Below are 26,415 nucleotides of genomic sequence, written 5' to 3'. Positions count from 1 at the left end.
AACCGTTCCACCTACAACCAGAGGATTCCCATGGAACAACGGACAACGACGTCTGACCGCGCCCTCGGCGCGGCCCTGAAACCCCGCCAGCTCACCATGATGGGCCTGGGCAGCGCCATCGGCGCACGCCTCTTCATCGGCTCCGGCGCGGGCATCCAGGTCGCCAGCCCGGCCGTGCTTATCTCCTACCTCGTGGCCGGCACCCTCATCATCCTGGTGATGTGGGCGCTCGGCTAGATGGCTGCCGCCAACCCGGACAGCGGCGCCGTCTCCGTCTACACCGCCAAGGCCTACGGGCCGGTGGCCGGCGCCACGGTCGGCTGGCTCTGGTGGATCCAGCTCGTGGTGGTCATCGCCGCCGAGGCCCTTGGCGCGGCAGGCCTGCTCGCCACTATTTTCCCGGCCCTGCCGTGTGGCTGATGGCCTTTGTATTCATCGTGGTGCTCAGCGCCGTTAACCTCACCAGCGTGCAGAATTTCGGCGAGTTCGAGTTCTGCTTCGCCCTGTTCAAGGTGGCAGCGATCGTCGGGTTCCTGCTGGTGGGCGCCGCGCTGCTTTTCGGCTGGCTCCCGGGCGTGCAGTCGCCTGGCCTTGGGACTTCATGGGGGAGGGCTTCGCGCCGAGCGGCTTCGGCCGGATTGCGACCGCACTGTTGGTAGTGGCATTCGCATTCGGAGGCACCGAGATCGTTTCCGTGGCGGCAGCCGAGACCGCTGAGCCGGCCCGCAGCGTGAAGAAGGCGGTCCGCACCGTCCTGGGGCACATCCTAGTCTTCTACATCGGCGCCATCTTCGTGATCGCTGCTGTGGTTCCGGTGAGTTCGGCAGGTCTGAAAGAGCCCGTTCGCCGCCGTGCTGGACGCCGCCGGGATGCCGGGCGCGCCCACAGCCATCACCCTCGTGGCCGTCGCCGCCCTGCTCTCCGCCCTCAACGCCAACCTATATGGTGCATCCCGGATGGCGTACTCCCTGGCCGAAAGGGGCGATGCGCCGCGCGTGCTTGCCTCCGTGTCCAATGCCCAGGTCCCGGCGGTCGCTGTCCTGGCGAGCGTCGCGTTCGGCGGGGTCACGGTGGTACTGGAGCTGGCCTTCCCCGAGAAAGTTCTTCCCGTCCTGCTGAACGTCGTGGGCTCGACATGCCTGTTGGTGTGGACGTCCGCGCTTCGCGCCCAGTTCGCGCTGCGTCTCCGCGCCGGCCGGGTGGGAACGGAACTTCCGCTGCGGATGCCCGGTTTCCCGTGGCTTACAGTAGTTGGCCTGCTCATCCTCGCGGCCATCTTCACCGTGGGCTTCATCGAGGAGGACTCCCGGCCGCAGCTCCTGAGTACTTTCGCCCTCGTGACTGTGCTGGCTGCGGGGTGCTGGGTGAACCGTCGGTCCCGGAAATTCTCGGCCGCCGTTGGATCTCCGGACGAGACCAGGCAGTCGGTTCTTATCGACTGAAGCAGGCGCTGCTAACCCTTTTACAGGTTCTCGCACACGATAGGCGCGTCCGGTCTCGCCGGGCGCGCTCATCGGGTACAGCAGGCGGTGTCCTATAAAACGGAAAACGCCTTCCAGTTTTTTCGAGTCAGTCCGGCCGCTTCTGATTAGCGCCCTACCTCGATCTCGCAGAGGACTCGCAGGTCCACTTCGGGCTCTAGGGAGCCTGATTTCATCAGATAGCGCTTGGGCGTGCCGCTTAGGAGGTCGACGATTTTAACTATTTCGCTCGCTCTGGCACGGATGGAGTCAATTCCCACTATGTCGATCTGCTGTGCTGAGGAAGAACGATACTTTCCATCCTTGGAAGCGGTCGAGTCGACGATACGTATAGCCCAAGCACTCGGGTCCTGCGGAACTTTCGTCTGCCCGTCGCGATGTGCGCCATATTTGTTTCGCACTGTTGTTTTGATGGGATTGATCGCGGTGCGGAAGCTCTTAATCCTGTTCTGAATTTCTGTCGCTGTCGCCGGGGGTAAATGTTCTTTGACATCCTTGAAAGCGGTCCTGAAACAGACTTGGTTGTTTGCCTCATCGTCAAACCGGCAGACCCGAAGCGCCAGCATCGTCTCGGATTCTCTAGCCGTCACGTTGTGGAAGTGGAGCTGTTCCCGACTTTCAAATTGCGACCAGGGCTTAGCGGTCAGCGCATCGTATGCCGCCAAAGCGAGAAGTAACTCCAGGCAGTCGCTCTGGAGAAGGTCAAGAACGGAGGAAGACGTTGTAGCCACGCGATAGCACCCCTTGTTGTCGTGAGATTGATCTTCTCATGTAGGTGGTCCTTGGAATTCCGGGTGATGATGACGTTACCTGTAGCGCAGTGGGTCTCGGCGGCGGAATCAACGGAAGGATCACCCGGAACACTGCGATGGGCCAGGCCTTCCGACCTCCCCGCGAGACGTGGACAATTCCGGCGGGTACGGAGAAATAAGGAACCCTCGGGGTCTAACGCTGGTCGGATTGCCGGTGGGCGGATCGTGGTCGATACCCCCGCGTCCCCGCCTATGACGGAGCAGCCCAAGGCAGACTGCCCCATTGCACGGCAGCCCAGAGGTCACGAAAGGCTGCATCGTTTTCAGGAGTCGAGATCTGGCGAAGGTCGAGGAGCCGTTCGGCAACCCATCGAGCATCTTTAAGGATCGAGCGAGCCCCGCCGATTTTGGCAAGTCTGCGCGTCGCGTCACCGCCATGGGCGATTGCGCTGCGAACCTGGTAGACCTGCTCGTAGCGGTCGAATCTTGCGGAACGAGCTGAGGGGACGCGCTCGAGCAAAGCAAAGCGACCCTTACTCACTGCTCCAGGAACGGCTTCTTTGCCAGTAAGCATTGAGTCGAGTGCGACGCTGACGGCGAGAGCGGCGTCATCCTCGGCGTGACTCCAAAAGGCTCGAGCATACCAGCGAGCTGCCACTCGAAGGCGCTGCGCGATTGCATCTTGTGCTTGAAGTAAATCCTTCAGAAGGGGGAGCAACTCTTCGTCGAAAAGATGATCCAGTTGCATCGGATCTGCGCTTTGCCAGCGAAAATGCTCGCCTGCATCCCAGCTTGTAATTCTCAGGATACGAGCGCGGAGTTCGCCTACGCCATCCTGGGCAATTAGGTCTCTTAGCTTGCCATGGTCGAACGTGGCGCCCCGGATACCCGGCCTATTGCTCTCACCGCGCAGCGAGTAGATGCCGTGTTCGCCGAGGCGACTGGACAGCATCAGCGTGAGACCGATCAGGTCCTCGACGCAGCGTTCAAAGTCCTCGTAAGCCAACTCACCCTGCCTGGCACTAGCCGCCGTTGCCACAACGTAGTCACCAAGCTCCTTAAGTTGTTTCTGTGAATGGGAGATAAGTACCTCCGTCTCCTGGGCGTCGAGGCTGAGCGTCTTCGCGAGCGACGCGGCGTCATCATCTGTCTGGAGGTGAGCGATCGTGAGACCACCGACTGTCACCGGCCCAGCCTCCCAGGTCACATTTGCGAGTGCCGCAAATATGCGAACCGGTCTGGGCTTGATAACCATGCGAACTGCAGCATCGAGGTCGATCGTGTCGTTGTCTTTTGCAGCGGCGAGCAGGGACAAGACTACGGTCCAGAGGTCGTCATCGAGCCACTTTTCCCTTACTCGCTGGTCGCCCATAAGGGCATTCATGGCGGCCTCAAGCGCTTGCATGCCGCCGTCGTCTACAGTGAGTGCGCCCGTCCCGGCAGGGAACGCTCGGGTTGGCGACGCACGATAGGCCTGGGCGGTCCACGCCCATCCACTGCGCGGCTCCGCGTTCGTCTCGCGAACTGCGGCCTTCACTGTAGCCAGCTCCGCTGCAATATCCATAGTGTCACCCCCTCATCTTTCGTGTATCTTACTGACCTCACGTGTCAACGAACATCTCGGCGCGTATATGGCCTCGAAGGAGCTAGAGGTCCTGGGTTCTTGATGAGAGCTGTCAGCGCAGCGATGGACCCCCGATAGCCTTCGGCACTTTTGACTGCTCGCTGCTGTTAGCCGACTGTGGGACCTGATACTCAACCTCAACGCCGTGGACCGCATGGAAGTCTGAGACGGCAGAGTCTTCAGCGAGGGCCGTAAGGATTTCATCCAACGGCCCAATGCTTTTTCAGCCTCTTGGGGAGTCCAAAGCGTGCCCGCTGGTTTAGCCAGGCCGGCTCAATATGATTCTCTGCGGCTGGCCGCTTCCAGGATGCAGTTTCACAGTCTCCTACGGGAGTAACCACATCCTAGGGTCCATCTTTTGCGGATAGCGCTTTTAGGTTTTGTCGCTGCAACCAAATAGCCTGGCGCAGTGAGCACATTTATTGGGGGACCAGGCAAGCCGGTGCTGCCCGAAGGGCTGTATGAACTTCTTAAGACCCGAGACCTCGAAGCTCGCCTGGATGCTGCTCCGGCTTTCAAGCCTGTATTCGAGACTATCGCCGATGATAACTCGGCGGATCTCCTCGCCCACCACGTGGCAGAGGTCGTGAGGACTACTCTGGCTGAAGTGGGCCCTGGCGAGCGCGTTCATCTCGCGAACCGCCTGCTCGCCGAACTCGGCCACAATGATCCTATCGCTGATGGGCCGCAGCAGTTGCGCGCCTTGCACCGCCCAGACGCGCTCAAGCGCCGCCAACTCCGCCGTCCCACGACCAAGCTCAGTGAATCCGCCCTGCTCACCAACAGCAAGGACGACCCCAACCTCGCCGCGGAACTCCGGGCCGAGATGGCATCCGCGAACACCGTTGATCTACTCTGCGCCTTCGTGCGCTGGACGGGCCTGCGGCTCTTGGAGCCAGCCTTTGAACAACTGAAAGAACGCGGAGCAAAGCTCCGAGTCATCACCACCACATATATAGGCGCCACCGAACGCCGCGCCATTGACGAGCTCGTCAACCGGTACGGGGCCGAGGTAAAGATCAGCTACGAAACGCAGGCAACTCGATTGCACGCCAAGGCCTGGCTGTTCCGCCGGAACACCGGATTCGATACCGCGTACGTGGGTAGCTCAAACCTGAGCCAGGCTGCACTCCTGGACGGGCTGGAATGGAACGTCCGGCTTAGTTCCGTCGCAACACCCGCCCTCCTGCAAAAGTTTGAGATCACCTTCGACAGCTACTGGGAGCAGCGGGCTTTCCAGTGCTATGACCCGGAGCGCGACGGCGAAAAGCTGGACGCTGCGTTGGAACGGAACGGCGGCCGTCGCACAGCGGCGCCGGATGTGACTACCGGTCTTGAGGTTCAGCCGTTCCTTCACCAGGAGGAGATGCTGGAGGACCTGGAAGCCGAGCGGCTCAAGGGCTTCAATCACAACCTCCTGGTCGCGGCCACCGGGACCGGCAAGACGGTCATCGCCGCCCTGGACTACAAACGGCTGTCCGAAGGTGCCGGCCGCGACCTCAAACTCCTCTTCGTCGCCCATCGCCAGGAGATTCTCAAGCAGGCGATGCGCACCTACCGTGACGTCATGCAGGACGGCGCCTTCGGTGAGCTCTACGTGGGGGACCACAAGCCGCATGAGTGGAAGCACATCTTCGCGTCCGTCCAGTCGCTGTCTTCCCTCGGCATCGAGCAGCTGGAGCCTGACTTCTTCGACGTCGTCGTCATCGATGAATTCCACCACGCCATGGCGCCCACCTACCGCCGCCTGCTCGAATACCTGAAACCGCAGCAGCTCCTCGGGCTAACAGCGACTCCGGAACGCGGCGACGGTGTCGACATCGCCGCGCAGTTTTTCAACGGCCGCACCGCCAGCGAACTGCGGCTTTGGGACGCCCTCGACGCCGACCTGCTGGTGCCGTTCCACTACTTCGGTGTCTCGGACGACGTGGACCTGAGCCAGTTGGAATGGAAACGCGGCAACTACGACACCACCCAACTGAGCGCCCTCTACACCGGAAACGATGCCCGCGCCGCCAAGGTGATCCGCGAACTCAGGGACAAAGTCACCAGCACCGACCAGATGCGCGCCATCGGCTTCTGCGTCTCCGTGCAGCACGCCCGCTACATGGCCGAGGTATTCAACCGGGCCGGCATTGCGTCCGTCGCCGTCGACGGCACCACTGACAACGCTGACCGGGAGGAAGCCCTCCGGCGCCTGAGGCGGCGGGAGATCAACTGCATCTTCGCCGTCGACCTTTTCAACGAAGGACTGGATCTGCCGCAGGTGGACACCATCCTGCTGCTCCGGCCCACGCAAAGTGCCACCATTTTCCTCCAACAGCTCGGACGCGGGCTGCGCCGTGCAGAGGGCAAGGCAGTGCTGACGGTCCTGGACTTCATCGGCCAGCAGCGCCGTGAGTTCCGCTTTGACCTGCGCTACCGGGCGCTGACCGGCTACGGGCGCAGGGAGCTGGAGAAGGCTGTCGAGGACGAATTCCCGTATCTGCCGTCCGGCTCGCAGATCGTGTTGGACCGCGTCGCTCAGAAGGTGGTGCTGGACAACATTAAGGCACAGCTGCGGTACAACCGGGCACAGCTGGTCCGGGACATCGCCTCGTACGCCGAGACTGAGCTGGAGGCCTATCTGGAGCGGTCGGGGAATGACGTGAAGACGATTTACCGGTCCACCAAGGACTCGTGGACCGGTTACCTTCGGCAGGCAGGGCTGGTCGAAGGGCTCTCACCCCTGGAGACTGTGCTCCGGGGGAAGATCGAGGAGCTGTCGGACTCGGAGGAAAAGAAGCTGCTGGGCCGCATGGCCGCGCTGATTCACGTGGACGATCCGGAACGTGCGGCCGCCTATTCGATGCTGGTTGCCTCGGACGCGCCCCGCTATGCGGACCTCGGCATGCGTGAGCAGGCTTTCGCGCGCATGCTTTTCTACACGTTGTGGGATGACGGCGGAGGATTCAAGATGTACGACGACGGCCTGGACCACCTGCGCGGCTACCAGTTTGTGTGCCGCGAGATCCGCCAGGTGGTGAAGCTGGGAGTGGCGGCGTCGAAACACGCAGCGAAGAGCCTAGGCGCAGGGCTGCAGCACATCCCGCTACTGTCCCATGCCACCTACAGGCGCGAGGAGGTTCTGGCGGCGTTGCAGTACGGTTCGCTGGAGCAGGGAAAGAACGTGCAGCACCGCGAGGGCGTTGCATGGTGTCCTGCAACTTCCACAGATGCCTTCTTTGTCACCCTGAACAAGGACGACAAGAAACACTCCTCAACCACGATGTACAAGGACTACGCCATCAGTCCTGAGCTGTTTCACTGGGAGTCGCAGAATGCAACGTCACCTAGCAGCCCGACGGGACGGCGCTACCTTGACCCGGCCTCCCACGGTTCGAGGGTTGTGATCTTCACGAGAGGCACCGCGGACGACGAGACCGGACTGACGGTTCCATACACCTGCCTGGGCCAGGTGAAATACGTCCAGCACAAGGGCGAAAAACCAATCGCCATCACCTGGAAGCTGCATCGGCCGATGCCAGCGGATGTGTACGCTTCAGCTGCTGCCGTTGCGCAATGATGGCTCTCTTCCAGGGATGCTCTTCTTCCGCGGTAGCGCGTGCACCTGCTAAGGGGTGGCTTGCCTGTTTGCCAAGAAATGTAGGTGGATCGCTCCCACCTGGTTCTGTGGCTTAGGGACGGAGGTGGCCCCGCGCCACGTGGCGTGCTCCAAGAGCTTTACCGGTCAAGCTGTCCTGCCGAGCCGATTTCTAGTGTATATTACGATCGGCAATTACAAGCGATGGATAATATGAACAATTTGCATTCGACTGGCCAGTTGCGGGAGATTCGCATACAAGGACTTTTTGGTCAGCGTGACCTCAGGCTGGTATTAGGCAGAGAGCACCCCACAGTTCTTACTGGCCCAAATGGCAGCGGTAAATCAACAGTTCTGCGTATCGTCTACGCTGCGGGCAAACTTGATACCTTCCAGCTGCTCTCGTACAGGTTCCAACGTCTTCAATTGCTGTTCGATGCTGGGGATGAATTCATTGTAGAGAAGGATGACGAAGCTAATCGAGCATTTATCACCTGGCGGGGCCGCACCCACGATCTGCGCCAGAGTGAAAGCCTTCACAATCTGCCGTTGGCAGTGCGAGAGCTGCTTATAGACAGTGATTACGATCCGGAGAGGGCTCTTGTCCGACTGACTGAGCGGGGGCCGAGAGGTGCCAGGTCACTCGCAGACTACCGCCTGGCTCGGTCGGTATTAGCTGACCTAGACTCCAACACGGTGAAGCCAGAGCTCCCAACGTGGCTAGAAGACTTCACCAAGTATTTTCCCGTTGAATTCATCAGTGACAGACGCCTTCAAGAAGCGTTGGACGTTCCCGACCTTAGTGCCCGTGGCCTGCATGACGAACGAGCCATCGTGGTTGCGGCTAACCATATCGGAATGTTGCTTTCTCAGGCCCAGGCTCGTTACGGACGAGGGACAGAGCGCCTAGACATGCGCCTTTCGCGGCGGGTGGTGGAAGCTATGAGATCGGGCAGTAGTCCTTCACAGGAGGAGGTTCTCCAATTAGCGGACGCTGTGAGGGCGCGCAGTCGCGACCTAAGAGCTGTAGGCCTGCTCGAAACGCGCGAACAAGAGGACGACATCTTTTTGACTGACGCTGATGACCCGGTATCCGTCCGGCAGGTGGTGGCCGCCATTTTGCAGTCCACTCTTGAGCGGCTTGACCAGCTGAATGAGGTTGAACACCAGCTGCGAGCCTTCAAGCACTTTCTCGATAGGCGCCTGAGTGACAAACTGGTCCATTTGGGAGGGCGAAGGGGAATGATGTTTGAAACTCTATACGGCCACCAAATTCGTCCAGATCAGCTCAGTTCCGGCGAGCAGCATTTGGTTATTCTTGCCTTTGATCTGATTTTTGGGCGACGACGTAACTCGTTAGTCATCATTGATGAGCCAGAAATATCTCTTCATGTCGCATGGCAGGATCACCTTCTAGCGGACTTCATGAACCTTGGAAGAGGCAGGAAGCTGAAGTTCCTCATGGCGTCGCATGCTCCTTCTCTCATTGCTCAGATGCCCGAGTGCGAGTTTCCGATGGGGGCGGTCAGATGAGCATCCTGCAGTTTAACGGACCCCAATTGGGGCAAAAAATTCGGATGGTTCTGCAGACTCTTCCCTCAGATCATGCCGTCCTAGTAGCTGAAAGCAACGCAGATACGAGCGCTCTTTCGGGAATTCTCTCCGACGCCGTACATGTTCAAAAAGGTATGGGCAAGATTAATTGCGTGGGCGCACATCGATACTTAACGGACGAAGAGCGGCGCCGTGCCCTATTTCTGGTCGATTGTGATGGTGAGGACAATCAGGAGTTGCTTTCAAAAGACGCTCTCATTTTAAGTGAAAATCGCGACTTAGAATCGGATATGTTTTTTCGAATGCGCAGCTTCGAAGAGCTTCTTGTCCGGCATTTCGCCCAACAAGACGGCTCTTTGTCAAATTTTCGAAGCGCGGCCCGGGAATGCCACGACTTTGTACTTGAAACGGCAACGCGCGTGGGTCTAATCCGCGATATTGCAAATCGACTGGGACTACAGACTCGGCTTGATGACATACTCACCGGGAAACGGAGAAAGGTGGGTGTGCGTGACCTGAAGGACATTGACATATATTGCTCGAGCCTACAAGCGCCAACATTCGGGACGATCCTTGCCGAATTCCGGGATCTGTTGGGATGGACAAGCGTAGAAATGATCAAAGTTCGTAATAGTTCGGAGAATAACTCCGCAAAAAAGTGCCGTATGCACAACGAAAGCGACTGCCTTGCCTGTAAAGGGCGCAGGTTTGCCAATGGGCATGAGTTAGTCGATCTCGGGGCTCGCGTCCTTGCCTTCAAAAGGCACGGCAGCGAAGGCCTACAGACACCTGGCTTCCGCGAGTTTGAGCACCTACTACGGGCGTCGGTAACTAGCGAGGCATGTGCTGATTGGCCAACGGTCGCGAGAATTCGCCGCTTCGAAAGCTGGGGGGGCTTTTCCATCCTGCGCACTCCAGGGCCCCTGCAGCAAGACCTTCATTCTTACTAGCTTTGTTTACAGCCCGCAAGCCTAGAAGAGGATATTCAAGATGAGCTTGATCCGGACCTTTGAGGGCTCAGGGTTTGTGGGCTCTGTGTGACCGCATGGTAAGCCACTGAAGCGGGTTGGGGTGCGCCGACAATCGTTCGAGGCGTTATTGCTCCCTTTGCGCCTTTGAGTGATTAGATGTGTCTTGAGCCTCGGGTCACTGCTGCCCAGGCCAGACCGGCAGCTATGGGGACAGAAGAAAGCAAGGATCAGTGTCAGCTCCAGTTAACGAGAAGGCCGAGCTCAACGTCGCACCGGGGTCGGTTGTCCACGTCCGGGACGAGGAGTGGCTCGTCACGGGCGTCGAGGAAACTGGTGACGGCCTCCTCATAAGGGTCCGCGGACTCAGCGAGCTTGTACGCGACACGACAGCGGCGTTCTATAAGAGCCTGGATGACATCGAAGTCGTCGATCCCGCCGAGGCCATCCCGGTAGCCGATGCCAGCCCCAACTACCGTCGCGCCCGCCTGTGGCTCGAGTCCACCATCCGCAAGACGCCCATCCCGCAGGACCATGAGGGCCTCACCGTCTCCACGCGCATGCTCGCGGACAAGCTCGAGTACCAGCGCATCGCCGTCGCACGCGCCTTGGACCCCCAGAACGTGCGCCCCAGAATCCTCATCGCAGACGCCGTCGGCCTCGGTAAGACCCTTGAAATCGGTATGATCCTGAGCGAGCTGGCCCGGCGCGGACGGGCGGAGCGCGTCCTGGTCGTCACGCCCCGGCATGTCCTCGAGCAGATGCAGCACGAGCTTTGGTGCCGCTTCGCCCTCCCGTTCGTCCGCCTGGACTCCGCCGGCATCCAGAAGGTCCGCCAGACCCTCCCGGCTACGCGCAACCCCTTCACCTACTTCAAGCGTGCCATCATCTCGATCGACACCCTGAAGTCAGCCCGCTACAAGGCGCACCTTCAGAAGATCCGCTGGGACGCCGTCGTCATCGACGAATCCCACAACCTTACCAATGCGGGAACGCTCAATAATGAGCTCGCGAGGATTCTGGCCCCCAACACTGAGGCCCTGATCCTGGCATCCGCAACGCCGCACAACGGCAAGCAGGAATCCTTCGCCGAGCTGATCCGTCTCCTTGACCCAACCGCCATCCGTCCGGACGGCACCTTCGACGGAAACGATATTCAGCGCCTCATCATCCGGCGTCACCGGCACAGTCCCGAGGTAGCCGCTGAGGTGGGCGCCAACTGGATGGAGCGCCTCGAACCAGACAACCGTCTGATCGCGGCAAGTCCTGCCGAGAACGCCGTCGCCCAAGAAATCGCAGATACGTGGCTCTATCCCCAAAACGGTTCCAGCCCCTACTCCGGCGCGAACAGTTCCCTCTTCCCCTGGACACTCGCGAAAGCCTTCCTCTCAAGCCCGGCAGCGCTTTTCGAAACGGTCAAGGAGCGCCTCCGCAAGGTCGCGGACCCGAAGCTGCCAGCGGAGCACCGGGAGCACGAAGCTCTTGAACACCTCAGGGCTCTCACCGAGGAGTCCCTCAAGAAGCCTTCAGCCAAGTACCAAGAGCTCTCCCACTATCTGAAGGGAATCGGCGTCGGTCCAAAGTCGGGCATGCGTGCCGTCGTTTTTGCCGAGCGGGTTCCCACGCTCATGTGGCTCGAGCGGCACCTGCCTAAGGACCTCGGCCTGAAGCAAGAGAATGTCCGTATCCTTCACGGCGGCCTCAGCGACATCGAGCAGCAGGAGATTGTTGAGAGCTTCAAGCAGGAGGCTTCACCTATCCGCGTGCTTGTCACAGGAGACGTCGCCTCCGAAGGTGTGAACTTGCACAGCCAGTGCCATCACCTCATCCACTTCGACATCCCGTGGTCGCTTATTCGCATTGAGCAGCGCAACGGCCGCATCGACCGGTACGGCCAGAAGAAGAATCCCCAGATCACCACGCTCCTCCTTCACCCGGACCACGAGAAGTTCGCCGGAGATCTCAAGGTCCTCACCCGCCTCATGGAACGCGAGCACGTGGCCCACGGCGCCCTCAACGACGTCGGCTCCCTCATGGGCGAGCACAGCGTCAAGGCGGAGGAAGAAGCGATCCTCGCCGTCCTGAGCGGCCGGAAGTCTGAGGATCAGGTCGTGCGGACCGTCGAGGATGTCCTCGACCCGACCCACACCGACGACGGTGCCTTCGATGATTTCGACAGTTTCTTCGAGCAGCTCACCGCGGACGAGGGCGGCGGCTCGCCCCGGGTGCCGACGGGCACCGGAGCAGGGCTCTATTCGAGCGAGCTGGAGTACCTCGACGACGCCCTCCACGAAGCCTTCGATAACCCCGAGGAGCCACCTGCCAACGGCATCGGGGGAGGGGTGAACTGGAGGGTCCACGCCCAGCACCAGGTCGCAGAACTCGAACCGCCCCGCGACCTCCGGCAGCGGCTCGCGCACCTGCCGCAGGGCTACCTTGCCGACCGCAAGGTCACGGAAAAGCTCAAACTGGCCACTACCTTGGACAAGGGCCAACATGAGCTCGATGCCGCCAGGAAGGCTATCCCGGCGAAGGGTGAGAAGGCCACCACGTGGCCAGAGGCCCACTTCCTCGGCCCGCTACACCCCGTCCTTGAATGGGCCAGCGACCGCGCCCTCGCGTCCATGGCTGGCAACGAGGTTCCCGTGGTCCGCGCCGACGTCGAGGAGCCGAGCATCATCCTCATGGGCACACTGATGAACCGCCGAGGACAGGTCATCTCCCAAGCGTTCTTCGTCACTCAGGGCGGCAAGCTGTGCATCCCCGAGCAGATCGGCAGTCTCGCCGAGTACCTCCGCGGCATCGGCCTCACGGACAAGTCGATCAACACCGGGCCCGTCGCAGACGCCGGGGTGTACCAGCCTTACATCGCCGGGGCCGTCAAGAACACCACTGGCTCGCTCGATATCACGTTTGAGGCCGCCGCCCAGGCGGCCGACCATCGGCTCGATGAATGGCACGGCCGAGCGGACGCGTGGAGCGAAGTCAACGGGCAGGCACAGCTCCCCGGCATGAGTACGCGGCGCCTCAAAGAGAACAAAGCACGCGTTGAGCAGGAACAGGAGATCGTCTCCTCCCTTGCCCCGGACCGCCGGCTCGTGCGGCCGCTGCTTGTCGTCGTGCCCCTCAACACCCCTGCGGAAGGAGAGCACTGAGATGCCCTCGTTCGATTCGTTTGTCGTCGGCGAGGACTTCGTCAGCGAGCACTTCTTCACCACAGACACCACCAAGGCCGGCGAGTCCTTCCAGTCCGAAGTCCTCAAGCTCCGCAAGCAATGGGACGACACGTCCAAAGAAGGCCACGAGTCCCCGCTGGACCGATTCCGAAAGGCACGCGGCCAACTCCAGATCGACCTCGGCACCCTCGCCGAGGAGCCCGGTAACGCTTCTCGCGTCTACCAGGACCTGCGCCAAGCCCTTGGCTTCCAAGGCACGAGCACTACGTTCAAGGCCGAACGAAGCGGTGCCGAACTCCTGGCCCACAACGTCTGGTCTACACCGAACAACGACGTCCTCTTCATTGAAGCCCAGCCTGCCGACTCCCTCGAAGACGCCCTCGCCAAGGACCGCGGCGACCTCCTCCAGAAGCCTCTCGTGGATGACAAGGAAGCGAACTACTCGGCCAGCAAGCTCATCTCGGAGCTCTACCAGACCGACGAGGCCCCGCAGTTCATAGTCCTCATGGCCGGCCGCTGGCTCGTCCTCACCGAGCGGGAACGGTGGCCCGAGGGCAGGTACCTCGCCGGTGACGGGCTGCTCGCCGTCGAACGGAACGACACCAAGCGCGGAGGCGAGCTGGACCGCTTCATCGCCGTCTTCGGGCGCCACTCGCTCCACCCGGACGCGAACGAGCAGATCTGGTGGAACGGCGTCATCGAGTCCTCGGTCAAGCACACCGTGGGCGTCTCGAAGGACCTCCGCGAGGGCATCCGGCTTTCCATCGAAATCATCGCCAACGACGTCCTCACCCGCCGCGCCGCGGCAGGGATGTCGAACGACGACGTCGACGGCCAGTCGCTTGCACGCCAGTCCCTGCGCTTCCTCTACCGGATCCTGTTCCTGCTCTACGCCGAGGCCTCGCCGGAGATGGGAGTCATCCCCGTCGGCGACGAGCAATACGACCAGGGCTACGGCCTGGACCGAATCCGCGAGCTCGTCCTCAACCCGATCACCTCCGAAAAGGCCAAGCGCGGAACCCATCTTTACGAGTCCCTCAACCTCCTCTTCACCCTGGTGAACGCGGGCCACCGGCCGACGCAGAGTGACGACGCGCTCACCTTCGAGAACCTCGAAGCTGATCTCTTTTCGCCGTTGCGGACTGCGGACATTGACGGGGTCAAGCTGGGCAACGCCCCGCTCCAGAAGGTGCTTGAGCACCTCCTGCTGAGCAAGGAGGCCCGCGGCAAGGACCGCGGCTTCATCTCCTACGCCGAGCTCGGCGTCAACCAGCTCGGGGCTGTATACGAGGGACTCATGTCCTACACAGGCTTCATTGCGCAGGAGGACCTCCACGAGGTCGCCAAGGACGGCGACTCGTCCAAGGGCTCATGGGTTGTTCCCGTAAATCGCTCCGCCGAGATCGATGCCAAGCATTTCGTCATGACCCAGGACGAGATCACCGGACAGCCCAAGCCCGTCCTCCATCAGAAAGGCACCTTCGTCTTCCGGCTTGCCGGGCGCGAACGCCAGCAGTCGGCCTCGTACTACACGCCGGAGGTACTGACAAAGTTCGTCGTCTCCCAGGCTCTGGAGGAACTACTGGACCAGAACGGCACGACGACGGCTGCCGACGAGGTCCTCAATCTCACCGTCTGTGAGCCCGCCCTCGGTTCTGGCGCGTTCGCGATTGAAGCCGTGCGTCAGCTCGCCGCGCAGTACCTCGAGCGCAAGCAGAAGGAGCTCGACGTCCGTATCCCTGCCGACGAGTACCCGCTCGAGCTGCAGAAGGTAAAGGCCCAGATCGCGCTGCACCAGGTGCACGGCGTAGACCTCAACGCGACGGCGGTGGAGCTCGCCGAGGTGTCCCTGTGGCTGGACACGATGGTGGCGGGCCTGCAGGCGCCGTGGTTCGGCCTCCGGCTTCGCCGCGGCAACTCGCTTATTGGGGCTCGCCGCGCGACATACTCTGCCGGTCAGGTCAGGGACAGGTCCTGGCTCACCTCGACTCCGCAGGACGCCCCCGTTAGCGGGCTGGTTGCCGGGCTCGGGACGGACGACGACGACCCCGCCGTGGTCGGACGGGTCCACCACTTCCTCCTCCCCGCTCAGGGGTGGGGCGCAGCCTCGGACGCCAAGGAGGTCAAGGACCTCGCCGGCGACGCGCAGAAGGCCCTCGGGGCGTGGCGCAAGTCTGTGCGGGCGAAGCCGACAAAGCAGCAGCTCGACCGCCTGCTCAATCTTTCCCGACGGGTCGAGTCTCTGTGGAAGCTCACGCTGCGCCGCTTTGAGATTGCAGATCAGGAAGCGCGCCGGGAGATCGACTATTTCGGCAAACCGGCGGCGCCTAAGCCTGTTGAAACCACACGAGCGGTCACCCGTGCCGAGATTGAAGAGGCAATCAACGACCCAAACGGTGCCTACCGGCGACTCCGTCGCGTGATGGACGCTTGGAACGCGTTATGGTTCTGGCCGCTGACGGACCAAGCCACGAAGGGAGTCGTCCCGCCGAGCCTCGACCAATGGCTCGACACTTTAGAAGCCCTGCTCGGTCGAACCGGTAAGGAATCCCGGATGGTGGGCCAGCGCGCCCTCAGCGCGGGTGCAAACTGGGACGAGCTGAACGACGCCGAGCACGCCGACCTCCAGCTCGCACTGACGAGGGACGTTCAGGATCTGCTCTCAGAACATCGATGGCTGTCCGTATGCGACCGCGTAGCTCGAGACCAGGGATTCTTCCACTGGGAGCTGGACTTCGCCTCCGTCTTCCGGCGCGGTGGTTTCGACCTGCAGGTGGGAAATCCGCCGTGGGTCAGGCCGCGATCCGATGAGGCCGCGCTTCTCGCAGAAGGTGATCCTTGGTGGCAGCTGGTCGAGAAGCCCACGCAGGCTCAGATTCGTTTGAAACGCGAGGCAACACTGGCCCTCGATGGAATGCGCGAGTACTTCGTCGATAGCGCGATCGTCGTCCCTCAGGTGGCCGGGTTCGTCGGTGATCCGACCGTGTATCCGCTCTTGGCGGGACTTCAGCCTGACCTTTATCGCGTCTTCATGGAACGGGTGTGGAAGTCAGCTTCACAGCGTGGAGCAGCGGCGCTGCTCCATCCCGAGTCGCATTTTACCGAGAAGAAGGCGGCTATGCTGCGGGCGGAGACCTATCGCCGACTGCGGCGCCACTGGCAGTTCATTAATGAGCTGTCTCTGTTCGAGATCCACCATCTGGTCTCGTATGGGGTTCACGTCTACGGTCCCCGCCGAAATAGCCCGCGGTTCAAGATGGCCGCCTCCCTGTATCATCCGGACACTGTTGTACGATCCCTTGCCCACAATGGCGAAGGACCAGTGCCTGGGCTGAAGGACGACGAGGGCAATTGGGACCTCCGGCCCCATCCAGAACGGATCATCGATGTCGACGAATCGGTCCTCACAGTATGGGCGGACATCCTCGACGAGCCCGGGACGCCACCAGTCCAAGCCCGTATGGTCTACCCCGTGAACCGCGCCAGCTCGCAGGTTCTGGAGAAGCTCAGCAAGGCGCCGCGTCTTCGCGAGCTGGGCCTCCAGTATTCGCGCGGCTGGGATGAGTCGATCGACCGCAAGAAGGGCTACTTCGAGGTCGGATCTGCTGTGCCTCAGTCTTGGGACGATGTGATCCTGCAGGGACCCCACTTCACAGTGGCCAACCCGTTCGCGAAGCAGCCCAACCCGACCATGAAGAACAACCTCGACTGGACTGAGATAGACCTCGAAGCCCTCCCGGAAGACTTCATCCCTCGCACGAGCTATCAGCCTTCTGGCGATCGGACTCGCTACAACTTGGACTACCCGCGCGTTTCGGCGGCTGACGGCCAGCGCTATTCCGCACGAGATTCCTACCGAATTGTTTGGCGAATGATGGCGAGTATTACCGGCGCTCGAACTTTGCACCTTTCGGTAATTCCTAAGGGGGCGGCACATATTCATGGAGTGCAAGCCGTTGCTTTGGAGGAGTCGAAGGATGTCCTTGCCGTAGCTGGAATGTGGTCGAGTACTGTGGTCGACTTCCTCTGTAAGGCAGCGGCTGTGGCAAACCTCCTCCCTGGTTTCATATCTGGTCTCCCGGCCGTAAAAACTCACCCGCTTCGCGAGAACTTGGTGGAAGAAGCCGCCGGGTTGATTTGTCTGACCCGCGCCTATTCCGACCTCTACCGCGACTGCCTAGGGCGCGAGTGGGAACGCAAAGCAATACGAGTAGCCGACGCGGACAGGCGCGAGGGAATGATCAGGCTCGATGTAATTTCAGCCCTGATTCTCGGAATTTCCGTTGAAGAGCTGTGTATCGCTTACCGCTCACAGTTTCCAGTTCTCTCTGGGTATGAGCAGACCGATCTTTACGACAGAAACGGCCGCAAGGTCCCCGGCGAGATGAGCAAGCTGCATCGGCACCGCGGCGAGGACTTGACGCTCGAGGAGCGAACGTGGACTCATCCGCAGAGCAAGGTTGAGTACGTCTTCGAGTTCCCGTTCACCTCGTACGACCGTGAAGACGACATGCGGAAGGCCTACGCACACTTCGAGAAGCTTCTATCGGAGAAGAGCTAATGGCCGTTCTCCTGCCCACACATCAAGTCGAGGAGCTTCAGGTTGGGCTGATTGACTACCTGTCGACAACGTTTGCCCTAACCGACCGGGACGCGCGCAACGGCCTGCAAGGGTTCCTGGAGGATCCGCAGGATGGAATCTTCAAAGGTCCCTTCGTGCGCCTTAGACTTCCGTTCGAGCCAGCGGCGCATGGATGGCGCGAGAGCCTCGACTGGTGCAAGGGATTCGCACCCTACGGCCATCAGGCTCTTGCCTTTCAGCGGCTGACGTCGAAGGTTCGGACAACCTCAGCCACAACCTCCATGAGCGGCGCATTCCGCCGTCCCGAACCGACTCTGGTCACTACCGGCACAGGTTCCGGCAAGACCGAGTCGTTCCTGTACCCGATTATCGACCACGTGCTAAGGGCCAAGGCTGCGGGCATAACCGGCATAAAGGCGCTCATCCTCTACCCAATGAACGCCCTCGCCAACGACCAGGCTCAGCGTCTCGCCGGCCTGCTCACCGAGAACCCCGAACTCGGCGGCATCACCGCAGGCATCTACACAGGCCGGAAGGACGGCCAGAAGCACACGAAGGTCTCAGCGGCAGGGCTCATCAATACCCGCGAGATCTTCCGCAGCGAGGCCCCGGATATCCTCCTGACCAACTACAAAATGCTGGACATGCTCCTGCTCCGCAGCGAGGACGCGTCCATCTGGGAACAGTCGGCCACCTCGCTGCAGTACGTGGTCCTCGACGAGTTCCACACCTACGACGGAGCCCAGGGGACCGACGTCGCAATGCTCCTGCGCCGCCTCGGCCTCGCCCTCAAAAGCTATTGGCCCAAAGACCTCAGCACAGTTCCGCACGGCCCGACCGAGGAGGACCGGGCTCGCCCGCTCGGCCGTATAACACCGGTTGCGACCTCTGCGACGCTCGGCGCGAAGGGCGAGTCCGAGCCCATGCTCCGCTTTGCCCAGACTGTCTTTGGAGAAACCTTCCCTGACGACGCGGTCGTTACCGAGTCCCGCCTCAGCATCGATGCTTGGTGCGAGGCCTGGGCCGGTGATCCTGCCGCTGAGCTGGCCCGCGTTGCCGAAGGTATTGAGGACATCGGCAAGGCCATCGAGGCGGTTCTCGGCGTAGGAGCCGACGACACTAATGCGGTCATTATTGAGCATGTCTCCCAGCTTCTCTTTGGCGAACAGCCAGCGGACCTTCTTGGCGCTATCCGCAAGCATCCGCTCACCCGCGCAGTGCTTCACGAGGCGAGCGACGCCGTCGTCCTCGCCGACTTGGCCGAGAGCGTCTTCGGCGAGTTCAACACTTCAGGCGGTCCCCGCCGCCGCGCTACTCTCGCCGAGCGGCACACAGAATTCATGGCCCACTTCGTGGCCCTCCTCAGCCACGCCCGCGCGGTCCCCGAACCCAACCGCAACGCCATCTCCGTTGAGACGCACCTCTGGGTGCGTGAGCTGTCCCGCCTCGACAAGTCGGTGGATGGTGAGCACCATTACCGCTGGGGCGACGACGGCCCCCACACCGACCGGACCCTCTACCTTCCTGCAGTGTTCTGCCGCCACTGCGGCCGCTCCGGGTGGGGCGCCGTCCTTGGCCCCACAGGCACGGACCTCGAGAACGATGACTCGAAGATCCGCCGCGAGCAGGCTACCGGCAACCCGCGCTTCCGCGCGCTAATCCACGCCCCCAACGAGGACGCCCTCCGCGCCGAGAAGGGCGAGATCGCCGACAGCCTCGTCTGGCTCGATACGGTCAACCGCAGCATCCTGCACGAGCCGCCCGCCGAGGACACCGCCGAGGCCCACGAGGGCTACATCGTCCCCGTCCTCATGCTCCGGGGCCAGGATGCGGACGACGACTCCAAGCGCGAGGTCTGCCCTGCCTGCCAAACGGCGGACGGCATCCGCTTCCTGGGCAGCGCCATCGCCACCATGCTCTCCGTGAGCATTTCAAACCTCTTCGGCGCCGATGGCCTCGATTCGGGGGAGAAGAAGGCCCTCGTCTTTACCGACAGTGTCCAGGACGCCGCCCACCGTGCCGGCTTCGTTCAAGCCCGTTCGCACATCCTCACCCTGCGAGCCGCCTTCCGCAAGGCGCTCGAGGCTGCTGCACCGGACGGGGGAGTCGTTACCCTCAAGCAGCTGGTCGACAGGGCAATTGCGGACGCGGCCACTCCCGTCCGCAAGTACCAGCTCATCGCCCCCGACTACGCCGACAGGCCGCAGTTCCGCGCCTACTGGGATCCGGAGGCCAACGCACTGGAGAAGCGGAACGCGACACGCAACGCGGAGAAGCGCGTCCTTTTCGACGCCTCCCTCGAGTTCGGCCTCCAATCCCGCCTCGGCCGCACCCTCGAGCTCACCGGCAGCATGGTGGCCGAGACCGATGCCGGGTCACCCCCCGCGATGCTCGCAGTCGCCCGTGCTTCGCTCGAGGCGGTGCCCGGCACACTTGGCCTCGAAGACCAGCTCACAGACGACGGCGCGCTGCTCGCGTGGGTGCGCGGCGTCGTCGAACGCGTCCGCACCCAGGGCGGCGTCCGCCACCAGTGGCTTAACGACTACATGGTCGAGGCCGGGGAGAAAGCCCAGCGCTGGAAGGTGTGGGGCGGCCGGCGCCGCAGCGAGGGTATGCCCGCCTTCCCTTCCGGGCGGTCCAAGCCAGCCTTCCCGCGGCTCGGCGGCGGTGACTCCGGATACATGGCCCCAATAGCCCAGGCCCAAAGCTGGTACACGCGATGGACCGCGCTGTGCCTCAGCATCCCGAAGGCGGATGCCACCTTTGTGGCCAAGGCCCTATTCCGGCAGCTCGCCGGACAAGGCGTGCTCGAGACCGTGCAGGCCAAGGACGGTGCCACGATCTTTGCGCTTCCCACCGACCGGATCCTTCTTCAGGCACCCTCAGGTGAGGGACTCGGCGCGGGCCGCCACTTCCTCGCGTGCTCCGTGTGCCGTGCGGTTACACCAGGTTCGGCGACCGTGGTGGACCAGCTCGACGGTGCGCACTGCCTATATGTTCGATGCCCCGGCAGGCTCGCGCGCCAGCCGGAGGAGGAGAACTTCTATCTCAAGCTGTACGGAGCGCGGGAGCCGAAGCGCGTCGTCGCCAAGGAGCACACATCACTGCTGCCTGATGAGGAGCGGGTGCGTGCTGAGAATGAGTTCAAAGCCTCGGTGCAGACGCCGCAGGCGCCCAACGTACTGGTCGCAACACCTACTCTCGAGATGGGCATCGACATCGGTGACCTTTCCTGCGTCATGCTAGCCTCCCTGCCCACGTCCGTTTCTTCCTACTTGCAGCGAGTGGGGCGCGCCGGGCGCCTCACTGGAAACTCACTCGTCCTCGCCTACGCGCGCGGACGTGGAGAGCACCTGCCCAAGCTTCACGACCCGCTTTCTGTGATCAATGGACAGGTCCGTCCGCCGGCCACATTTCTCGACGCCGAGGAGATCCTGCAGAGGCAGTACCTGGCCCACCTGGTGGACAGGTTCGCACGCGACGCCGGCCGTCCTCACCCGCGCAAGGCCGCCGGCGCACTCGCCGGGGATGGACCGGGAACTTTCCTTGGCGATCTGATCGAGACAGCGCACTCCAAAGCGGAGGAATATATCAGCGAGTTCCTCGGCCAGTTCGGGGATCTTCTCGCTCCCGCCAGCGCCGTTAGGCTTCGGGACTGGGCTACCCCGTGTGCTGACGGTTCGAGCGAGCTTGCGGAGCACGTGGTCCGGGCCGCCAGGCTGTGGGCCGACGATTGCAACGAACTCAAGGCCCGCATCGACGATATCGAGAAGGCGATGCCCGAGCTTAAGGCCATGGCGGAGTCCAACGCGGCCACGGACGAGGACAAGCGTGCCCCTAAATCCGCCGAGGCCACACAGCGCATGCTGCGGGGACAGCTCTTCGGCCTGCGCGACGAATATTGGATCTCCGTGCTCGAGAAGTACGGTCTGCTGCCGAACTACACGCTCCTCGACGACTCGGTGAATCTCGACATCGGTGTGACCTGGCAGGAAGTCGAAACCCAGGACTACGTCACCGAGACGATCTCGCTGCAGCGCGGCGCTGCCATCGCGATCAACGAGCTTGCCCCGGGTGCAACGTTCTACTCGCGTGGCCTCGAGGTAAAGATCGACGCCTTGGACCTCGGCCCACAGCAGAGCCACATCCAGCGCTGGCAGGCATGCCCGGAGTGCGGGTGGATACACACCGACGTGGACGCCGCAGGTCCGGCCAAGTCGTGTGGCCGGTGCCATCTCGGCGGTATCGCCGACGTAAGCCAGCAATTCGACGTTGTGGTCATGAAGAACGTCTCAGCAGAGGTACGCCGCGACGAGGTGGCCATCGGTGATCGCTCTGACCAACGTGTTAAGGAACGCTTTAATACGCTCCTCGCAGCGGACATCGATCCCGAGCACCTCACCGACGAATGGTTCCTCGAGGACTTTGAGTTCGGCGCCAAATACGCGAACCGGGTACAGCTCAGGTGGCTCAACCTGGGACGTGCCTCTGCCAACGCAGCGCCCCGGATTATCGCTGGCAACGAGTCCAAGGCGCCCCTGTTTCGGGTCTGTTCGTACTGCGGCAAGCTGGACTCCGCCGGGCGTGCAAACAACCCTGATGAGCACCGCTTCTGGTGTAAGTACCGTAAGTCCGGCGACGAGCACGTGGCAGAGGTGGCGCTCGCACGCGTCCTCGCGACGCAGGGGGTTGCCCTCCGCCTCCCCGCCGGTCGCGTCTTGGGGGATGATTTCGCCCTCCCCAGCCTGACCGCTGCGTTACTCCTCGGCCTCCGCGAAGTGATCGGTGGCTCCCCGGACCACATCGCCGCAGTGCCGATCAACGAGCCTGCCGACGGTGGCACCGCCGTCTCTCTGCTCCTGCACGACAAAGTCCCCGGCGGCACTGGCTACCTCGCCGAATTCGCCGAGCCGGAGAAGGTATGGAACCTCTTATGGGCCGCATGGGATGTGGTGCGGAGCTGCGATTGCCGCGACGAGGAACGGCTCGCCTGCCATCGCTGCCTCCTTCCCTTCGCGTCCCCCTGGAACGTGGATAAGGTGGCACGCGTGACCGCGGAGCGTCTCTTGCGCAGCATCCTGGCGGGGCGTGACGGAGTTCCCGACGACGGTGATCCCAACTTCGAGGGCTGGACCGTCTCGAAGGTGCCGCCGCCCGCGCCGGCCCTGGAGTCACACCTCGAGGTCAAGTTCCGCAAGTCACTCGTGGACAGGCTTTCCGCCGTCGGTGCCAACGTTAAGGTCACCCCCGGTGTTCGCGCCGACACGGTGGAGTTCCGCTTACCGGGCGCCAAACACATCTGGTGGCTCGAACCCCAGGTCGACATTCACGGTACCCGCCCTGACTTCGTCCTTTCAACGGCGGACCCGAACATTCCGAAGATCGCGATCTACACCGACGGCTACGTGTTTCACGCGTCCCCTGAGCACAACCGCGTGGCCGACGATGCGGCCAAGCGGGAAGCTCTTCGGGCCGCTGGTGTTGTTCCGTGGGCCATCACATGGGAGGACATCGATGCCTTCTCCGGCGATGGGCAGTCGGTGCCCCCGTGGTTCACTGATAAGGCGGCCACCATCGTGCAAAAGGGGACGGTACCCCTTCAGCCCGCGCTGCTTGCCGCTGTCAAGTCCGACGCCATGAGCCAACTGTGGCAGTGGATCCGGGAACCGAACAGCGACGCATGGGCGGACCTGTCCGATGCCATCCCTCTGCTCATGCTGGCCAAGTGCACCAGGTTCGATGGATCCGTTGTGGATCTTCCAAACTTTGTGCAGGCCACTTTGGATGAGCCGAAAGCGGCGCCGGACTTGGGTATTGGGCGCGCTTGGATGTATGCGGAAGGCCCTCTCCGGTGCGCTGCGAACCTGACGTCGCCACTCATGGTGAGCGCCGACGTCGTGCTCGTCCTTGATGGACGGGACGAAGCAGTGGCGCAGCCGGGATACAAAAACGTGTGGCGGGAATGGCTGCGTCTAAGCAACCTGCTCGGATTCAGGCGGACAGCCCCGGCCATCGGCGCGGTCACTCTGGCCATGCCCTCCGTCCCGGTCATTATGGAACCCGGAGCGCTGGGTAAGCACCTCCAACCAGAATGGCAGGACCTTCTCGACATGGCGACGCCAGCAGAGCGCAAACTGTTGGAAGTGCTCGCCGAAGTAGACGAGTTGCCGCTGCCCGAACTCGGGTACGAGCTTGAGGATGGGACACCGCTGGACATTGCTTGGCCGGAGCGCAAACTGGCTGTCGTCTTCGATCCGGCGGGCGAGTATGAAGGCTGGACACTTGTGGCCGGCGATGCTTCGCAAGTTTTGAAAGCATTTAAGTTGAAGGAGAACGACTGATGGCATCGGTAACCCTGATGAAGGGCGCCAACAAGGTCGACGGATCGCTCAAGGGCAAGGTCCTGGACTTTCTTTACAAGCTTCAGGAAGACGACACTGCCCCCGGCCTCCACATCGAGCCGATGAAAACCTACAAGGACTCCCGGGCGCGCACAGGCCGCGTTGATCAGCAGTTCCGGGCGGTGCTTTTTAAGCTGAATGCTGGGACTGAACCGCACTACGTCTATGCGGGGACCTTCAACCACGATGAGGCGATCAAGAAGGCGCAGACGAGCATTCTGACCGTCAATCCTGTTAGTGGTATTGCTGAACTCATCAGTGCACCGGCAGAGGGGTCATCGCCCCCGCCGCTGGCCGCCGCGGTTCCCCCTGCAGCCACGGGTCCCGCATATGAGAACGGTCTCCACAAGGCCGGGTACACGCCGTCCTACCTTTTCGAGGAGCTGGGCATCCCCGAACGGACAGGCGCAGCTGCGATCGGGGCAGCTTCTGTGGAAGCGTTCGAACTGGTGGTCACCGACGAAGCAGTCCCGGAATGGCAGGGTCTTGCACTTATTGACCTAGAGGCAGGGAAGTCCCTCCAGGAAGTCAAAGAAGGCCTGGGGATTGGCGACTACGTCGATGACCCCACGAAGTCCGAGGATGAGAAGCTCGCTGAGGCGCTCAAGCACCCCGCCTCGAAGCTTGAGTTTACGTATGCCGAGGGGTTCGAAGACCTCGAGTACGTCATCAACAACGAGAGTTTTCAGGACTGGCTGGTATTCCTGCACCCAGCCCAAGCCCAGTACGCGGTAAAGGACCGCAACGGAGCCTTTCGGCTTTCCGGCGGGGCGGGTACGGGCAAAACCGTGGTGGCGATCCATCGTGCCAAACACTTGGCAGACCAGTACCCGGAATCGCGCATCCTGCTGACCACGTTCACTAAGACGCTGGCCGAGAGTCTGGCTCAGAACGTGGGGCGTCTGGATCCGGCACTGAAACAGAGCGACAAGCTCGCTGAAGCTCCGGTGACTGTAGCCGGTATCGACTCTGTTGCCGCCCAGGTCTGGTCAAAGGCGACACCCGAAGAACAAGCTGGCGCTTTTGGTGCTGTGCTGGGGGCTCCCGATGCCGCGGCGACGAGCAGATCGAATGACAAGGAATGGACTGAGGCCCTCGAGCAGGTGGAGCACAAGCTCGAGCCCGCTCTGGCGAACCCCACATTCCTCGGACAGGAGTACCTGTCCATCGTCCTTGCGAATTCAGTAACAGAAAGAGACGGGTACCTGACCGTTCCGCGAGGAGGTCGCGGAACGGCCCTGAACCGGATGAAACGGATCGAGGTTTGGAAGGTCATTGAGGCTTATCGGCGGATCTGCCGGAGCAAGGGAGCCGTGAGCTACCCGGAACTCGCAGCACTGGCCGCTGCGGTCCTTGATCAGCGGGCCGCTGGGGGAGGGGACCGCCCCTTCGACCACGTCATTGTTGATGAGGCTCAAGATTTTCACGCCGGCCATTGGCTCCTGCTGCGTGCACTGGTGGCACCTGGTGCCAACGACTTGTTCATCGCGGAGGACTCCCACCAGCGGATCTATGGGCAGAAGGTGCCCCTCAGCAGGTTTGGTATCCAGATCGTTGGGCGCTCGCGGCGTTTGACGCTCAACTACCGGACGACGGCCCAGAACCTCGCTTTCGCCGTCGGTCTCCTCTCTGGGATTCCGTTCACTGACATTGAGGACACGGCGGAGGAGTCCGCAGACTACCGGTCGGCCAGAAGCGGGCCGCACCCCCAGCTCGAGGGCAAGGAATCGCTCTCGAAGGAGCTCGATAACGCCGCTGACTGGATCAAGGCATGGACCACTGATCCGGACTTCGCGCCGGAAACCATCGGCGTACTTGTGCGCTCGGGCAAGCAGGTCGACTTCGTCGTCAGCGGACTGCTTGAGCGTGGAGTCTCTGCCCAGAAAGTATCCGGTGACAAAGAGGCGCATCCCGGCGAGCCCGTTGTGATGACCATGCATCGTGCCAAGGGCATGGAGTTCTCCAAAATCGTCCTCTTCGGCGTGGGGGAGGCGAACATGCCTCTGCAGTGGGCGCTTAAGGATCTCGGCGACGCCGAAAAATCCGATGCCCTGTTACAGGAGCGGTCGCTGTTATACGTCGCGGCAACTAGGGCACGTGACGAACTGGTGGTTTCGTGGAGCGGGAAGCCGTCGGAACTGCTCGGAGTTAGTTCCTAGCTGGGACGTTACTGAACCGGGGTGGGCAAGCTGGGGCGTTTACGTTGCGAATTTACCTCCTCACAACGCATGGCTTTCTACAATTGTCGGCCGTTCCAGCTACTTTATTGTTACTGAGCTAGAACGGCCCATTGG

General features: G+C 61.9%; 9 protein-coding genes and 1 pseudogene. 8 read left to right on the top strand and 2 right to left on the bottom strand.

What is annotated here, in order from left to right; genetic code table 11:
- Window positions 1-30: 30 nt before the first annotated feature.
- Window positions 31-1,442, top strand: a pseudogene (locus tag ACIP9X_RS13040) (amino acid permease).
- Window positions 1,443-1,588: 146 nt separating this feature from the next.
- Here the strand turns inward: ACIP9X_RS13040 and ACIP9X_RS13035 are convergent.
- Entirely contained in the window at window positions 1,589-2,212 is a 624-nt protein-coding gene (locus ACIP9X_RS13035) for a hypothetical protein (RefSeq protein WP_400480173.1), read from the bottom strand.
- 271 nt (window positions 2,213-2,483) lie between these two features.
- Window positions 2,484-3,797: a hypothetical protein gene (locus ACIP9X_RS13030; RefSeq protein WP_400480172.1), complete on the bottom strand. Its 1,314-nt coding sequence runs from the start codon at window positions 3,795-3,797 to the stop codon at window positions 2,484-2,486.
- A 505-nt stretch (window positions 3,798-4,302) separates the two neighbouring features.
- Here ACIP9X_RS13030 and ACIP9X_RS13025 point away from each other — a divergent pair.
- The 7 genes from ACIP9X_RS13025 to ACIP9X_RS12995 all read left to right on the top strand — a co-directional run bounded on the left by ACIP9X_RS13025 (window position 4,303) and on the right by ACIP9X_RS12995 (window position 26,280).
- Window positions 4,303-7,422 (top strand): DUF3427 domain-containing protein, encoded by a 3,120-nt coding sequence (locus ACIP9X_RS13025; protein WP_400480371.1) that lies wholly within the window; start codon window positions 4,303-4,305, stop codon window positions 7,420-7,422.
- Window positions 7,423-7,653: 231 nt separating this feature from the next.
- Complete coding sequence (locus ACIP9X_RS13020) at window positions 7,654-8,973, top strand: AAA family ATPase (RefSeq protein WP_400480171.1); 1,320 nt, start codon at window positions 7,654-7,656, stop codon at window positions 8,971-8,973.
- Complete coding sequence (locus ACIP9X_RS13015; RefSeq protein WP_400480170.1) at window positions 8,970-9,944, top strand: hypothetical protein; 975 nt, start codon at window positions 8,970-8,972, stop codon at window positions 9,942-9,944. The genes ACIP9X_RS13020 and ACIP9X_RS13015 overlap by 4 nt, the downstream gene beginning before the upstream one ends.
- Before the next feature lie 251 nt (window positions 9,945-10,195).
- Window positions 10,196-13,117, top strand: coding sequence for a helicase-related protein (locus tag ACIP9X_RS13010; RefSeq protein WP_400480169.1), 2,922 nt, complete (start codon window positions 10,196-10,198; stop codon window positions 13,115-13,117).
- 1 nt (window position 13,118) lies between these two features.
- Window positions 13,119-17,699: an Eco57I restriction-modification methylase domain-containing protein gene (locus ACIP9X_RS13005; RefSeq protein WP_400480168.1), complete on the top strand. Its 4,581-nt coding sequence runs from the start codon at window positions 13,119-13,121 to the stop codon at window positions 17,697-17,699.
- 302 nt (window positions 17,700-18,001) lie between these two features.
- Window positions 18,002-24,061 carry a DEAD/DEAH box helicase gene (locus ACIP9X_RS13000; RefSeq protein WP_400480167.1) on the top strand — a complete coding sequence of 2,020 codons (6,060 nt, stop codon included), beginning with the start codon at window positions 18,002-18,004 and terminating at the stop codon, window positions 24,059-24,061.
- Window positions 24,061-26,280 (top strand): 3'-5' exonuclease, encoded by a 2,220-nt coding sequence (locus ACIP9X_RS12995; RefSeq protein ID WP_400480166.1) that lies wholly within the window; start codon window positions 24,061-24,063, stop codon window positions 26,278-26,280. The genes ACIP9X_RS13000 and ACIP9X_RS12995 overlap by 1 nt, the downstream gene beginning before the upstream one ends.
- The last annotated feature ends 135 nt before the right edge of the window (window positions 26,281-26,415 follow it).

The sequence above is a fragment of the Arthrobacter sp. NPDC093125 genome, from assembly GCF_044754225.1.
Classification (GTDB): domain Bacteria; phylum Actinomycetota; class Actinomycetes; order Actinomycetales; family Micrococcaceae; genus Arthrobacter.
The sequence above is the reverse complement of the archived record's forward strand: the minus strand, read 5'-3'. Positions and strand labels throughout refer to the sequence as shown.